Origin of the sequence: uncultured Thalassospira sp., from assembly GCF_963976115.1 — a bacterium.
Taxonomy (GTDB): domain Bacteria; phylum Pseudomonadota; class Alphaproteobacteria; order Rhodospirillales; family Thalassospiraceae; genus Thalassospira.
This window is the reverse complement of record NZ_CAXBJJ010000020.1, coordinates 43,535-59,345: the sequence shown is the minus strand read 5'-3', so window position 1 is coordinate 59,345 and position 15,811 is coordinate 43,535. Positions and strand designations below refer to the sequence as shown.

General features: G+C 54.6%; 11 protein-coding genes. 9 read left to right on the top strand and 2 right to left on the bottom strand.

The window, feature by feature from the left end; all coding sequences use genetic code 11:
* Window positions 1-7 precede the first annotated feature (7 nt).
* Window positions 8-874 carry a DUF2189 domain-containing protein gene (locus AAC086_RS20795; RefSeq protein ID WP_339781651.1) on the bottom strand — a complete coding sequence of 289 codons (867 nt, stop codon included), beginning with the start codon at window positions 872-874 and terminating at the stop codon, window positions 8-10.
* 401 nt (window positions 875-1,275) lie between these two features.
* Here AAC086_RS20795 and AAC086_RS20790 point away from each other — a divergent pair, with 401 nt between their 5' ends.
* The 9 genes from AAC086_RS20790 to AAC086_RS20750 all read left to right on the top strand — a co-directional run bounded on the left by AAC086_RS20790 (window position 1,276) and on the right by AAC086_RS20750 (window position 14,766).
* On the top strand, window positions 1,276-4,827 hold the full coding sequence (locus tag AAC086_RS20790) for an AsmA family protein (RefSeq protein ID WP_339781650.1): 3,552 nt from the start codon (window positions 1,276-1,278) through the stop codon (window positions 4,825-4,827).
* 226 nt (window positions 4,828-5,053) lie between these two features.
* Window positions 5,054-6,532, top strand: coding sequence for an inorganic phosphate transporter (locus AAC086_RS20785; RefSeq protein ID WP_339781648.1), 1,479 nt, complete (start codon window positions 5,054-5,056; stop codon window positions 6,530-6,532).
* 234 nt (window positions 6,533-6,766) lie between these two features.
* Window positions 6,767-7,327: a queuosine precursor transporter gene (locus tag AAC086_RS20780; RefSeq protein ID WP_339781647.1), complete on the top strand. Its 561-nt coding sequence runs from the start codon at window positions 6,767-6,769 to the stop codon at window positions 7,325-7,327.
* Window positions 7,328-7,365: 38 nt separating this feature from the next.
* Window positions 7,366-8,424: a tRNA preQ1(34) S-adenosylmethionine ribosyltransferase-isomerase QueA gene (gene queA / locus AAC086_RS20775; RefSeq protein WP_339781646.1), complete on the top strand. Its 1,059-nt coding sequence runs from the start codon at window positions 7,366-7,368 to the stop codon at window positions 8,422-8,424.
* Window positions 8,421-9,563: a tRNA guanosine(34) transglycosylase Tgt gene (gene tgt / locus AAC086_RS20770; RefSeq protein WP_339781645.1), complete on the top strand. Its 1,143-nt coding sequence runs from the start codon at window positions 8,421-8,423 to the stop codon at window positions 9,561-9,563. Before queA ends, tgt begins: the two co-directional genes overlap by 4 nt.
* Window positions 9,564-9,581: 18 nt before the next feature.
* Entirely contained in the window at window positions 9,582-10,049 is a 468-nt protein-coding gene (gene queF, locus AAC086_RS20765) for a preQ(1) synthase (protein WP_339781644.1), read from the top strand.
* Window positions 10,050-10,300: 251 nt separating this feature from the next.
* Window positions 10,301-10,828 (top strand): RNA polymerase sigma factor, encoded by a 528-nt coding sequence (locus tag AAC086_RS20760; protein ID WP_339781643.1) that lies wholly within the window; start codon window positions 10,301-10,303, stop codon window positions 10,826-10,828.
* Between the two features lie 100 nt (window positions 10,829-10,928).
* Window positions 10,929-12,089: a FecR family protein gene (locus AAC086_RS20755; protein ID WP_339781641.1), complete on the top strand. Its 1,161-nt coding sequence runs from the start codon at window positions 10,929-10,931 to the stop codon at window positions 12,087-12,089.
* A gap of 160 nt (window positions 12,090-12,249) precedes the next feature.
* On the top strand, window positions 12,250-14,766 hold the full coding sequence (locus AAC086_RS20750; RefSeq protein ID WP_339781640.1) for a TonB-dependent siderophore receptor: 2,517 nt from the start codon (window positions 12,250-12,252) through the stop codon (window positions 14,764-14,766).
* A gap of 126 nt (window positions 14,767-14,892) precedes the next feature.
* Here the strand turns inward: AAC086_RS20750 and AAC086_RS20745 are convergent, their stop codons facing one another.
* On the bottom strand, window positions 14,893-15,795 hold the full coding sequence (locus AAC086_RS20745; RefSeq protein ID WP_339781639.1) for a zinc ABC transporter substrate-binding protein: 903 nt from the start codon (window positions 15,793-15,795) through the stop codon (window positions 14,893-14,895).
* Window positions 15,796-15,811: the final 16 nt, after the last annotated feature.

Here is a 15,811-nt window from a genome sequence, read left to right as displayed (position 1 = left end):
TATTGTGTTACGGCACCACCCGGCGCAAACGCGGGGCGTCGGCGTTTGAGGTGTCGATCAGGCCGCGATAGGCGTGCCAGCTGGCATGGCCCAAAAGCGGCATGATAACGGCAAGGCCCAGCAAAAATACCACCATGCCGCAGGCCGCCAGCACCGCCAGGGCGGCGGCCCAGCCGGTAAGCACACGCCAGTTGCGGCGAAAGGCCTTGATGCTAAGGCCCAGGGCGGTGATGACATCAATATCGCGATCCACCAAAAGCGGGATCGAAACCACCGAAATGGCAAATACCGTAATGGCAAAGCCGCCACCAATGATGGAGCCGGTGATGAGGAATATCATTGCATCGCGGGTGAAAAAGGTTTGCCAGATCAGGGTATCAAGCGGGGGGACGTTGCCACTGTAAAACAGCGCAAACAGCAACATTGCCACCCGCGACCATAACAGGAAAAACAGCATTAAAATAACGCCAATGGCACCAAGTTGCCCGGGATTGCGGCGAAAGCCGTTCAGGCTGTGCCATAGCGTAACATTTTCGCCCATTTCAAGGCGGCGGCTGGTTTCATACAGGCCAACTGCCAAAAGCGGTGCAATCAGCATAAAGCCGGCACCGAGCGGCAAGGTCAGATAAGGCTGGCCGGTTTGAAACAGGCTTAACAAAATCACATAACCGGCGACAACACAGAACGCCCCATAGGCAAGGCCAATGGCCGGGGTGCGTTTGAAATCGCGCCAGCCTGCTTCCAGCCATTTGCCGGACTGGTCACTGGTGACATCGCGAATGGTGATGCCGCGTTGTGTGTGCTCTGAGGTGTCGGCGGCATCGTTACGCGGGTCTGAGGGGGCCGTCGCATTTGGAACTGTCGTCTCCGTCATTATAAATCCTCCCTGCGCCGAAGCGGTTATCGCAACAGCAGATACAACCCGGATTGTCCTGCCAAACCATCATGGGCAAAGAACGCGGTGGTTTGGGTGGGTGTTTTGTTTTTATTCTTTGGTTATATTAGCACCTATTGATGGTTTTTCCAGTATGGCTTTATAAACCTGTGATCGCAATTTGTTGGCATCACGGATGTTTGATCGCATAAGCCGGAAACAAGGCCGAACAAACAGGCCTCTGGCACGGTTTCTTTGCCAGTGTGATGGTTATCAACCAAAAGATTGCCATTTTCTGCTGCAATGCAGATCAGGGCCTGTATGATACGGGTTTCTATGGGGAAATTTTTGTTGGGGCCGCCCCGGCAGATCGCGCGCAGAAAGAAAGCGGAGCTGAAACTTTGAAAAAGATACTCGCTGTAATTGGCGCCCTTGTGGTGGTGATCATTGTTGCCTTGCTGGTTGTTCCATCGCTGATCAACTGGAACAGTTATAAGGCCGAGGTGACAACAGCCGTTAACGAAGCCACCGGGCGCAATCTTGAATTGCGTGGCGATTTGTCCCTTTCACTGTTGCCGTTTCCTTCCTTGTCGGTGGAAGATGCCGTGTTGGGCAATGTCAATGGTGCCACCGATAAAAACATGGTCAGCGTCAAGGAGGTAAAGGTTTCTGTCGCCCTGATGCCGCTTTTGACCGGTAATATTCAGGTGACACAGGTGCGTTTGATTGACCCTGTCGTGTCAATCGAAAGCTTTGCCGATGGGCGCAATAACCTGGTTTTCGACCCCAGGGATGCCCAGAGCCACGGCCCGGTAGCCGGGACAATCAACAATCCCCAGGATCAACCCGCCGCCCCGTCGGGCACCGCACAGGATGCGGCCCCATCCGCTGCCGACAATAACAGCAGTTCTTTTGCCAGTTCGGTGCGCATCGACAGCCTGTCGGTTGAAAACGCCACCATCATTTACCGTGCGCCTGGCACCGAAGAAAAAATCGAGGGCCTGACCCTGAGCGTGGAGGCCGATAGCCTGAATGGCCCGGCTACGGGCGAAGGTTATGTTTTCTATCGCGGCATCCCGATGACCTTTAAGCTTAACCTGGGCGAATTTAGCCAGACCAAACCGTTCCCGGTTTCGGTGCGTTTGGGCATTGACGATGTCGATGGCGGCATTGATGTGGGCGGGCAGGTTGACCTTTCCGGCGCGGCCCCCGATTTTAATGGTGAAATTAACGGCAAGTTCGACGATTTGCGTAAAGCCGCCTTGCGCATTGCGGGCGACGATGCCGACATTCCCGATATTGCCGCCAAGGAATTTGATCTGTCGGGCAAACTTGCGGCTAATGCCAAGGCGGTAACGGTGAATGATCTTGCCGTCCGGTTTGGCGAAACCCGTGGGTCGGGGGCGCTGTCGGTTGCGACTGAACCCAAAATGAAGGCCGACCTTGCCTTGCGTTTTAACCAGCTGGATCTGGATGCGATCATGGCGCTGGCCACGGCATCGGGCGGACATAAGGATGCTGCGGCCCAAAGCAGTGCCGATGCAAAAACCGCCGCCGATATGTCGGATGCCGCCAAATCAGCCGGGCAGTTCATTCCCTCGCAAGGTCGTAAAGACGATGCCGCCAGGGCCAGCACGGCACCGCTTATTCCTGCGGACCTGACCGGATCGATTGATCTGGAAGTGGAATCGCTGATTTATAATCAGACGCCAATCCACAATGCGCGCATCAATGCCGGTATTGCCAATAGCAAAATCACGTTAAATGAAGTCTCCGCCGGGTTGCCCGGTGGCACGGATTTGCAGGTTTTTGGCTCTATTTCCGGGGCAAAGCCCACAGTCAGTGCCGATTTGCGCTATGAAATTGCATCGGAAAATATCCGCGCTGTCATGCGGTGGCTGGGTGTCGATATTGAAGGTGTGCGTGCCGATCGCTTGCGTCGGTTCTCGCTGACTGGCGGGTTAAAAGGCACGCCCGACCAGATAAATATCAATAATGTTGATATGCGCCTGGACGATACCGCCGTTCGCGGTGCGATTGTTGCCAACCTTGATAGCAACGGGCTTCCCGCCCTTGGTATTGGGTTGAAGCTCGATAAAATCAATCTTGATCAATATATCGGTGCGTCATCGGCGGCAAAACCGGCCATAGACGACACCGCAAGCAGTGGTGCATCTGGCGCGGCCAGTGTGGGCGCTGGTGGCAGCGGGGCAAAGCAGGATCTGGTGAAAACCATCCATGATGGCCTGGCACCGTTAAACGGCCTTGCCATTAATTACCGCATCGGCGCCGATGAGGTTATTTCGTCGGGCGTTTCCATTCGCGGGATTTCGGTTGAAGGTAGCCTGCGCGGCGGCGACATCACCCTGAAAAACCTGGCTGTTGCCGATGCCGCGGGCATGTCGCTTCAAGGCAGTGGCACGTTTTTGGGCCAAAAGGATGTGCCGGAATTTCAAAATCTGAAACTGGGTGTGACGGCGAAAAACCTGGAACCCCTGGTCAAGCTGACAGGGATTACCTTGCCGGCCCCGGCGGCAAATTATAAATCGATGAAGGTTGATGTGGCCCTTGATGGTGCCATCACCGGGCCCGATATTGACGCCAGCCTGTCAAATTCGACGATGCAGGTTGCCCTGAAAGGCCAGTTGCAAGACCTGTTGGGCGATGCGCCTGGCCTTAAAGGCGACATTACCGCACAGGCAGGCAGCCTGAACCGGGCCTTGCCATTGGTCGCCCCGACCTATGAGCCATCGGGCGATTTGGGCCGCCTTGCTTTGCAAGGAACGGTTAATGGCAATGCCAAAAACGTTGCCATCACGATTGCCAGGCTGGCTGTCGGGGCGTTTGAAACCAGTGGTAGCGTTAAAATGGATGCCACAGGTGAACGGACCAAACTTGATGTCAGCCTGAAAGGCGGCAAACTGACGGTGGATCCGTTTTTGCCTGCCGCCAAACGGGCCTCGATTGAGGTGCCGCGCACCGGTATGCGCCGGGCGGCCCTGCCCGCATTTGATAATGAGATGCTGACCCGTGTCGATGCCCGGGATGGCACACCGTGGGACGATACGGTTATCGATGTATCGGCCCTTCGTTTAATTGACGGCACCATCGCTATTGCGCTGGACCAGCTTGATTACGATCATTTTTCGCTGGTGAATCCGGACCTGTCGGTAAAGATGGATCAGGGGCTGGTGACGATTGACAAGCTGACTGGCAAGCTCGGCGATGGCCCGCTAGTGGTTTCCGGCGCCTTTGATGCCCGCAAGGATACCCCGAAGCTGGATCTGACCGGTACGCTCGATAATGCCAATGTCGCCAGGGTTTTCCCGATCCGGGTGGCAAACGATGATGTGACCGGCATTGCGGGAACCAAATTTACGGTAACGGCGACCGGTAAAACGTCGCGCGCCCTGGTCAAGGCCCTGAACGGGACGGCGACTTTTGCCCTTAAAGACATACGGTTTAGCAATGCCGATAAACGGTCGGTCGATCCCAAGCTGGATCTGCGGGCGTTGCTGCGTCAGGGGCCCGCGTCGATGGTGGTTGAAGGGGTTGGCAATAACGATCTTTTGCGCACACTTGATGCGGATCTGAGCATCACCAATGGCATTGTTAAAACAACACGGGTTGATGCAACATCGCGGGTGGGCACGGCCGATGCCGATGCGACCCTTGATTTGCCGAAATGGATTATGGATACCACGGCCGATTTCGATTTTTCCCAGAAAATCACCGATCTGCCGCCGTTCAGTGTTTATGCCAAAGGCAAAATCGATGATCCCGCCATTAGTGGCCGTATGGACAAGGTTGCGGTTAAAACGCTGGAAAACCTGCTGGGCAAGGCGCTGGGAACTAAAAATTCCGATAGCGGTGAAGACCGGTCTGACCGGGACAAGGCAAAGGATGCTGCCAAAGATGTTCTTAAAGGCCTGTTCAACCAGTTTGGGCGTTAATTTTTCCGCCTGATACGGATTAAAAGTGCAAAAACGGCTCCGATTTTGGGGCCGTTTTTGTATTTTTGGGCACACGCAATACGGACATGTTCATAAATACGTAAAAAAACCTTAACAAATAGCGATTGCTTCGACATGATCCGCCCGTCGATTCCCCGCAAAGGTTATGGTTGGTATGGTCGCGAAAAAGACGGCGCTCGATAAAGACCTGAAGTGGCAGCGCAGAATGGACGCCGGCCTTGGCGAAACGGGCTCGCTTAGCGCAAAGCTGGGCTTGTCACTTGTATTCCTGCTGGCGTGCAGCGCATTTGTTGCCTTTCATATGGGCGGGCTGCCACGAAGCGGCTTTTTGATCGCAGCGGCGGTCATTGGTGGCTATATGGCGCTTAACATTGGCGCCAACGACGTTGCCAACAATGTTGGACCCGCCGTGGGGTCTCGGGCGTTAAGCATGCTGGGCGCGTTGATTGTGGCCGCTGTGTTCGAAGCCGCCGGGGCCATTCTGGCCGGTGGCGATGTGGTCAGTACCATTAAAAACGGTATTATTGATCCTGCCCAGATGCCCGATGCCCAAACGTTTATCTGGGTGATGATGGCAGCGCTGCTGGCTGCGGCCTTGTGGTTGAACCTTGCGACTTATCTTGGTGCCCCCGTATCCACAACCCATTCCATTGTGGGCGGGGTGATGGGGGCCGGTATGGCCGCTGTGGGCACCCATGCTGTCAACTGGTCCAATATCGGCGCCATTACGGCAAGCTGGGTGATATCGCCCGTGCTGGGCGGCTTGATTGCGGCGGGGTTTTTGGCCTTCATCAAATTCAGGGTGTTATTTGTGCCCGACCGCGTGGCGGCGGCGCGCAAATGGGTGCCGCTTCTGGTCAGCGTCATGGTGTCGGCTTTCACCATGTATTTGATGATGAAGGGGATTAAGAAGGTTTGGAAGGCCGATACTTTCACCATCATTCTGGTGGGTATCGGTGCCTTTGCGCTTACCTTGTGGCCGGTGCGCAAGGCGGTTTGCCGGGCATCGCGCGATATGACCGGGCGGCGCAAGGAAATTGCCTCGCTGTTTCGCATTCCGCTGATTGTGTCGGCGGCATTGTTGTCTTTTGCCCATGGCTCAAACGATGTGGCCAACGCGATTGGCCCGCTTGCTGCGATTGTATCGGGTGTGGATCAGGGGCAAATTGTGACATCGGCACCCATTCCGATCTGGGTGATGGTGATTGGGGCTGTGGGTATTTCAGCCGGGTTGATCCTGTTTGGGCCGAAGCTGATTAAAACCGTTGGCAGCAAAATCACCAAGCTAGACCCGATCCGGGCCTATACCGTGGCCCTGTCGGCGGCAGTAACCGTGATTGTGGCATCGGCCTTTGGCCTGCCGGTCAGTTCAACCCATATTGCGGTGGGGGCGGTGTTCGGGGTTGGTTTCCTGCGCGAAACCCTAAGCCATCGTCGCCGCCTGCATGATGCACCGATGCTGATTGATCAAACCGGCGACCTTAATGCGCAAAACCAGGATATCGAAGCCCTGCGCCAGTTGGACCCCAACCTGGCCGAACGGGCCGAGCGCAAATTGCATAAACGCCTGCTGGTGCGTCGCCGATATGCGCTGACGATTGCTACCGCGTGGGTGGTTACCGTGCCTGCCGGGGCGTTTTTAGGCGCGCTGTTATTCTTTACCATCCGCGGCATGATGCTGTGAGCATGGAATGGCTTCGCTGCATTTCTCTATAATTCCCCGGAGCAAATGCGCGATCTGCGGCAAAGGCCGGAACATTCTTTTGAGTGTTCCGGTCTTTGTTTTTGCTTGACCGGGGCCGGTGCGCGGCGTAAACAGCGCGCACTATTTTTGCGACCCGATTTGCGCATCGTCGTTCCGGATACCGGCACCGCGAGATTTGTTATGCGCGGGTTTTACCAACAAGGTTCTAAAAAGATGAAAGCCATCATTGCAGGCATTCTGGCAATGGCCGCCACGGTTGTTGCGTCGAACATTCTGGTCGAATATCCGTTGCCCGGTGTTTTGGCAAATTGGCTGACCTTTGGGGCCTTTACCTATCCGGTGGCGTTTCTGGTAACCGATCTGACCAACCGCGCACGCGGGGCACGTGCCGCGCGCTTTGTGGTGTTATCGGGCTTTGCCATTGCGGTTGTGCTGTCATTGCTGTTTGCCGATGCGCGCATTGCCATGGCATCGGGCACGGCATTTCTGGTGGCGCAATTAATGGATGTTACCGTATTTGACCGCCTGCGCCAGGCCAGTTGGTGGAAAGCCCCATTGGTGTCTTCCACCATCGGGTCGATGCTTGATACCGCCCTGTTTTTTTCAATCGCCTTTGTTGGCACCGGCCTTCCGTGGCATACATGGGCGCTGGGCGATTTTTCGGCGAAAATGATCATGGCCATGACCTGCCTGGCGCCGTTCCGTTTGTTGATGTCGGTTGTGCGCCCTGTGCGCCGGGACGGGGGCGTTTCGGCCCAGTCTGCCCGTGCCTGATCGCAAAGCCGCCCTGATTTTGCCAAGATGGAAAACCAATGAAAGTCGATCTGTTCGATTTTGACCTGCCGCGCGACTGCATTGCCGAACATCCGGCTGACCCGCGTGATTCCGCCCGGATGCTGGATTTAACCGGTGGGCTGATGAATGATCGTATTGTGCGCGAACTGCCCGATATGCTGCGCCCCGGCGATTTGCTGATTTCCAACGATACCCGTGTTATTCCCGCCCGCCTGTTTGGCAAACGCGGGGACGCCAAAATTGAAGTCACCTTGCACAAGCAAGAAGGGCTGGGGCAATGGCGTGCCTTTGCCAAACCGGCCAAAAAGCTGCGCATCGGCGAGATTTTCAAAGTGAATGACACCTTTGAAGCCGAGGTGATGGACAAAAAGGACGGCGGCGAAGTTTTGCTGCGCTTTAACGTTTCGGGTGCTGATCTGATTGCCGCACTTGAAAAATATGGTGTGATGCCGTTACCGCCCTATATCCGGCGCGAGGCCGGGGGCGATGACCAGGACCGCCACGATTATCAAACCATTTTTGCCCGCCATGACGGGGCCGTGGCAGCCCCCACTGCGGGTCTGCATTTTACGCCCGAATTGCTGGCAAACCTGGATGCGCGCGGCATTGCCCGGCGGACGATTACGTTGCATGTGGGGGCAGGTACATTTTTGCCCGTGAAGGTCGATGATACTAATGATCATAAAATGCATGCCGAATGGGGCAGCATTTCGCCCGAAATTGCCGCATTGATCAATCAAACCCGCGCCAATGGCGGGCGGATTGTGGCGGTGGGCACCACATCGTTGCGCCTGCTCGAAAGTGCGGCGCGCGAAGACGGTGTGGTGGAAGCGTTCGAAAATGAAACCAGCATTTTCATTACACCGGGCTATAAGTTTCGCGGTGTTGATATGTTGCTGACCAATTTCCACTTGCCGCGATCCACCCTGTTTATGCTGGTATCGGCCTTTGCCGGGTTTGAGCGCATGAAGGCGGCCTATGACCACGCGATTGCGCAGAAATACCGTTTTTATTCCTATGGCGACTGTTCGCTTTTAGAATGCGCCCACCCTGTTGAAGCACTGAAAAAGTCATGACCGAATTTCGTTACGAACTGCTGGCAAAAGATGGCAAGGCGCGGCGCGGGCGTATTCACACCGCGCATGGCACCATTGAAACCCCGGCCTTTATGCCGGTGGGAACGGCGGCCACGGTAAAGGGCATGATGCCCGAAAGTGTGGCCGCGACCGGTGCACAGATTTTGCTGGGCAATACCTATCATTTGATGTTGCGCCCCGGTGCTGAGCGCATTGCGCGCCTGGGGGGATTGCACAAATTCATGAACTGGGACAAACCGATCCTGACCGATAGCGGCGGGTATCAGGTGATGTCGCTGTCCAGCCTGCGCAAAATTACCGAAGAGGGCGTAACGTTTAAAAGCCATATTGACGGGCGCAAATTTTCGCTTTCCCCGGAACGGTCGATGGAAATTCAGCATTTGCTGGGATCGACCATCACCATGGCGTTTGATGAATGCACCCCCTTTCCCGCCACCGAAGATGTTGCGGCCGAAAGCATGCGCATGTCGATGCGCTGGGCCAAACGGTCGCGCGATGCCTTTGTGAACCGCGAGGGCTATGCCCTTTATGGCATTCAGCAAGGCAGCGTGTTTGAAAACCTGCGCCGCGAAAGTTCGGAAAAACTGACCGAGCTGGATTTGCCGGGTCATTCTGTGGGCGGGCTTGCGGTGGGCGAAGGCCAGCAGGTGATGTTTGATACGCTCGATTTTTGCGTTGATATGCTGCCTGCCAACAAACCCCGTTATTTGATGGGGGTTGGCAAGCCGTCTGACCTTGTTGGTGCTGTCATGCGCGGGATTGATCAGTTTGACTGTGTGTTGCCGACCCGGTCGGGCCGTAATGCCCAGGCCTTTACCCACCGTGGCACGGTTAACCTTAAAAATGGCCGTCACCGCGATGATGACCGCCCGCTAGATGACACCTGTTCCTGCCCGGCCTGTTCGCACTATTCGCGCGCTTATTTGCACCATCTGATCAAGGCCAACGAAATTTTGGGGGCGATGCTGTTAACCTGGCATAACTTGCAATATTATCAGGACCTGATGCGCGGCATGCGCGACGCCATCGCCGAAGGCCGGATGGATGCCTTTGTCAAACAATTTTATGCCGACCAGGAAGGCGGGGATATTGATCCTGTGCCGATGATCGCGGATTAAGGCCAAGGAACCAATATCATGTCAGACCAAAGCATTTATCAGAACCTGACCATGCTGGGCGGTGATACCAAGCAGCCCGCCAGCCCCGAAGAAGCCGTGCTGGAAAAAGTGCAAAACCCGCAGGCCGGAACCGATTATTGCGTGCGGTTTGTCGCCCCGGAATTTACATCGCTTTGCCCGATTACCGGCCAGCCCGATTTTGCCCATATCGTGATTGATTACATCCCCGATGGCTGGCTGGTTGAAAGCAAGTCATTAAAGCTGTTTTTAACCTCGTTTCGCAATCACGGTGCCTTTCACGAAGATTGCACAGTGAGTATTGGTAAACGCATTGCCGAAACATTGACCCCCAAATGGCTGCGGATTGGCGGTTACTGGTATCCGCGCGGCGGCATACCGATTGATGTGTTTTATCAAACCGGCCCGGCCCCTGCAGGGGTGTGGATCCCCGATCAGGGTGTTGCCCCCTATCGCGGGCGGGGCTGATAAGGCTGTTGGCGGCGGTTCATGCAAGAACGATTATTTAAAATTGTATCTGTGGGACATGTTCTTGAGGCATCATATTACATCAGCAGGGCATCTTTTGGGGTGCCCTGCTTTTTATTGGCAATTTGATAATATTGATACTTATTCTCATTGCGAGGCAGCAAAGTTGTTGTTATGCAAGGGGCGTTGTACGCAGCTGTAATACCATGCGGCGGGATGTGCAGCATGTATGTGCAAGATGGGCCTGATAGATGCGTCGCGATACAGCGTCGATTTTACTTTGCAGTTTTCAGGAAAATTACGATCATTTGGTGCGGTTTTTAACCCGCCGTATGGGCGGAGATTCCCAGCGGGCTGCCGATATTGCCCAGGATACCTATTTGCGTCTGGCATCATCGCCGCCCGGTGATGTGCCAATTGATAATCCGCGCGCCTATATTTACCGTGTTGCCGGTAATCTGGCGATTGACTGGTTGCGCCATGAAAAACGCCATACTGCCAGTGGCGCGGATACAGCACAGGATGCCAGCCTGGTGGCCGACCCAAAACCGTCGCCCGAGGCAACGGTGATGGGCCGCGAACAGCTGGCCCTGCTGGATCGTGCGTTGGACCGGTTGCCGGAAAATCCGCGTCGGGCCTTGTTGATGTTTCGGGTTGATGGCCTGCCTCATGCTGAAATTGCGGTGCAATTGGGGGTTTCCGAAAGCATGGTTGCCAAATATATTGCCCGCGCCTTGCAACAGTGCCGCGATGAACTTTGGCGGGCGGACCAAAAATAATGACATTTGAATTGCCGGTTTGGCCGTGCCTGAACGTCTATAGAGCTGGGGGTGGATTTTCCCTGTGCCTGATGGATGGCCAAACAACAGGAATGCGCCGGTGACCAAGCATACAGACGGGCTAGACCGCGATCAAAACCATGACAGCACGGATATTAGCGATATCGCCATTGACTGGTTGGTTCGTTTGTCGTCCGGGCATGTCAGTGCTGATGTGCAACAGCAATATCAACACTGGCTGGCGCAATCGGCGGATCATGCCGTGGCAATGGATGAGGCGCGCCTGTTATTGTATGGCATCGGCCAAACCAGGACGGCACAGCATTGGCGGGATGAAAACGCCGCCAATTTGGGTGATACCGCTTCGTCCGTAATGCCGCCTGCATCGCGCCAGAATATCCCCGCTGCCACGCCGGGCTTTGGTCAAGCGCCGCGCCGCGCAATATCGGTTGAGCCAGCATGGAAAAAGCGCTCTGGCGCGTATTTCCTCGCCAGCGGGGATGTGAAAATGCGCACATCGGCATGGCGATTGGGGCGTGGTGGCGGAGCCGCTGTGGCAATGCTGGCTGTGCTTGTTTGTTTGGCTGCAGGGGTAATTGTGCCGGGCATGGTTGGCCCGGTGGCCGGGATGTTTGCCGATTACGCAACGGGTATTGGCGAACGTCGCACCGTTTCGTTGCCCGATGGCACATTGGTGCATTTAAATACTGCATCGGCATTGTCGGTTAACTATTCGCCCACCCGGCGCGAAGTGCATTTGGATGCGGGCGAGGCCTTGTTTGAAGTGGCCAAAAATCCGGCCCGGCCCTTTGTCGTGCTGGCACAAAACGGGCAGGCACGCGCCGTTGGTACCGTTTATGACGTGCAATTGACGGATGATACGGTGCGTGTTGGGGTGCGCGAAGGTATTGTTGCGGTTTCAACCCGGCAAGGTGCGACAACGCCGGTGAATGTGACGGCAGGGCAACGGGTTTCCTATAACGGGGCCGGGCAGGTGTCGAACATTGTCGCCGATGGGCCAGATACCCAGACCGCATGGTTGCGCGGCAAGCTGATTTTTAATCGTCAGCCCTTGTCGCTGGTGATCAATGAAATTCAACGCTATCGCAAAGGCCGGATCATTTTGGCAAATCAGCACCTGGCGGACCTTAAAGTCAGTGGTGTTTTCGATTTGAATGACCTGGATGACCTGTTGAAATCGATTGATGAAACCACTGATGCCCATGTTTTTTCAACCCCTGTCGCAACGGTAATATATTGATTTAAAGGTAATAAATAACATCAGGCAGAATGCGCACAAAAATTTCTGAAATTTTTGCTGCAAGTTTGGCGTGCCGGTTTCGTCATATGACCAATAGCAAGTGATAACAATTATCAAAATCATTTGCATTGGGGTGACCAAGATTAAAAGGTTCAACAATATGACGCTGGGTTTCAACCGTGCCAACCGGCAGGCCGCAGCCTTTTTTGCGGCATCTTCAAATCGTGCAGCGGGTCGTGCTGCCACATGCTGGGCTGGTCGGCTGCTGATGACGACCATGATCTCGGGCGCGACCCTGGCCGGGGTGACGATACCGGCAACTTCTTCATGGGCGCAAAGTGGCCCGGTTGCCGATGACGCGGTGATTAATTTCAGCATTCCCGCCCAGAACATGGACAGCGCCTTAACCCGTTTCGCCGATCAGGCCAATGTGAAGCTGTTTTTCCCCAGTGGCGGCGTTGCCAATGTGCGCGCGCCCGCTGTGATGGGCAGTTTTACCCGTGATCAGGCGTTGCAACGCTTATTGGCAGGTTCGGGCTATAGCTGGCGTATGACCAATGGCGATACCATTACGATTGAAAAGCTTGCAACCGCGGGTGCGGCGGATGGCGCGGCGGTGCTGGACCCGCTTCGTGTTGAGGCCGACAGGGAATTTGAACGCGCAGACGGCCCGGTGCAGGGATATGTCGCCAAACGGTCGCTATCGGCCACCAAAACCGACACACCGATTTTGGAAACACCGCAAAGCATTTCGGTGGTGACGTCGGACGAAATCGAAGATCAGGGATCGCAAACCGTGATGCAGGCGATGCGCTATACCCCCGGGGCCTTTACCGGGCAGGTGGGGGCATCAAACCGTTATGATTACGTTATTTTGCGCGGGTTGGTCGATCGTAGCATCGATAATATCTATCTCGATGGCATGAAAACCATGAGCGATGATTCGACCTATAGCTCAATGCAGATTGACCCGTATTTTGTGGAACGGATTGATACCGTAAAAGGCCCGGCATCGGTTTTATATGGCCGGTCGTCGCCGGGCGGATTGGTCGCCCTTAGCAGTAAAAAACCCGAATTTGATCAAAAGGGCGAAGTCGAGGTTTCATATGGTACGCGCCAGCAGCGCGGCGTTGCCTTTGATATAACCGGCCCGATCCGTGAAGGTGGCAAGCTGGCCTATCGGCTGGTTGGCAAGGCCGATGCATCTGATACCCAGTTTGATTATGCCAAAGAAGAACGTTATGTCATCGCACCGTCGTTAACGGCGAATTTTACCGATGATACTCGCCTGACCCTGATGGGGTATTTTCAGCGCGACCCCGAAGGCGGTACCCACAATGGCGTGCCCGCAGAAGGAACACTTTACCCCCATAACGGGCAGTATCTTCCACGTGATTTTTTTGATGGTGAACCGTCTCTGGAAAAGTTTGATCGCACGCAAAACATGGTTGGCTATCAGTTCGAGCATGATTTTAGCGACGATCTGACATTCAAACAGAATTTCCGGTTTCTGGATTCTGATGTTGATATTGACCAGATTTATCAAACCGGCTGGGACGGTAGCACCAACAATTTGAAACGCGCCTATTATGGCGGTTATGAAAGCCTGCGGGCCTTTACCGTGGATAACCAGCTAACAGGCAATTTCAGTACGGGAAATGTGGACCACACCGTCATTGGCGGGCTGGATTATCAGCATCGCCGATCGCGCACCAATTATTGGTACACGGCGGTATCAAGCATCAACCCGTGGAACCCGTCCTATGGTAATGCCAATGTTACATTTGGTACGCCTTATGCGCTGGCCACCAAAACGCTGGATCAAACCGGGCTGTATGTGCAAGACCAACTGGCCTATGAAAACTGGCGTTTGTCACTGGGCGCGCGCGAAGACTGGGTTGAAACCGATAATCTGAACCGTTTAACAGAAAAGCGTACCGGTGAAGACCGCAACAAGCTGACCACCCGTGCCGGGCTGTTGTATTTGTTTGATAACGGGATCGCGCCTTATGTCAATTATTCAGAATCGTTTAACCCCAACCTGTATGTTGATGCCAATGGCGATCCGCTGGCGCCAACCGAAGGCGTGCAATATGAAGCCGGAATCAAATATCAGCCCAAAGGGCGTGATTTATTGCTTACCGCGTCGGTTTTTCATATTGAACAGGAAAATGTCGCGATTGCCGATGCGGTAACCTTTGTTTATTCCCCGGCAGGTACGATCAAATCGCAAGGGATCGAACTCGAAGCACGGGCAAAACTGACCGATCATTTCAGCATGACAGCCGGATACGCCTACACCGATGCCAGCTATGATGCGCCAGGCGATGCCAAGGACGGTAAAACACCGATGCAGGTGCCCGAACATACCGCCTCCTTGTGGGGTAAATACAGCTTCGATGCCGGGGTTTTGGCCGGGCTTGATGTGGGGACTGGCGTGCGTTATGTCGGCGAAAGCTGGGCGAATGAAAGCAATACCCAGCGCGTGCCCGATTACACCCTGGTTGATCTGTCGTTCGATTACGATCTGTCGCACCTGGGCGTTGAAAATGCCGATATGCGCTTTAACATCAACAACCTGTTCGACAAGGAATATATCGCGTCGTGTTATAAACTTGCGAACTGTTATGTCGGTCAGGAACGGACCATGCTGGCGACCTTGCGTTATCGTTTCTAGAATTCTGGTTGCCTGACTGCGCGCCACGCAAGGCGATACATAATATGATGGGCGCGGCCAACCAAAGGTGCCGCGCCCAGATTTTTTGCCAAATCCTGTCCCGGTTTCGGGGCCTGGTTGGCTGATTTATTGGGTTTGGCTGTTCATCGCCTTGACCATAAGGGCGGTGTTATATTTCATCATTTCCACATAGGTCGGCGTTGGGCCGCTGGGGCCTGAAAGGGATTCGGGGTAAAGTTCGCCGCCGGGCTGCGCACCTGTCGCCAGGGCAATCTGTTTGACAAGGCGGGAATCATTGGAATTTTCCAGAAAATAGATATGCACATTTTCTGATTTGATCTGCGAAATCAGATCAGCCACATCTTTGGCCGAAGCTTCGGTTTCGGTTGAAACCCCCAGCGGGGCCAGAAAACTGACGTGATAGGCCTGGCCGTAATAGCCAAAGGCGTCGTGGCTGGTCAGAATTTTGCGGGCCGATGCCGGTGTGCTGTCAATCTCGTTATGAATGTTTTGATTAAGCTGTTGCAAAACCAGATCGTATTCAGCGGCATTTTTGCTGAAATAGGCGGCATCAAGCGGGTCGGCGGCGATCAGGGCCTTTTTGATATTATCCACCCAGACCATGACATTGGCGACACTGTTCCAGACATGCGGGTCGGTTACTTTTTTACCGTCTTCGTCAAATTCGTGGGTTTGAATACCCTTGGAAACCATAATTGGCGGCTTGGCCCCGTTCGCGGCCTTGGTGATGCGGGCAAACCAGCTTTCCAGCCCTTCGCCACTTAAAAATGTGACATCGGCATTGTGAATGGCAATGGCATCTTGCGGGGCCGGTTCGTAATCATGCGGGTCGCCGTTTGGCCCAACCAGATTGATCACCTTGACATGATCGCCGCCAACATTTTCGACCACATCAGCCAGAATGGTAAAGCTGGTGACAACATTTAACGTTTTGGCCGATGCGGCACCGGCGTTAAAGGCCAGCAGCGACGATGCCAGTGCTGAACATAGCAAATGACGGTATTTCATAAGGATTTCCTTTCGG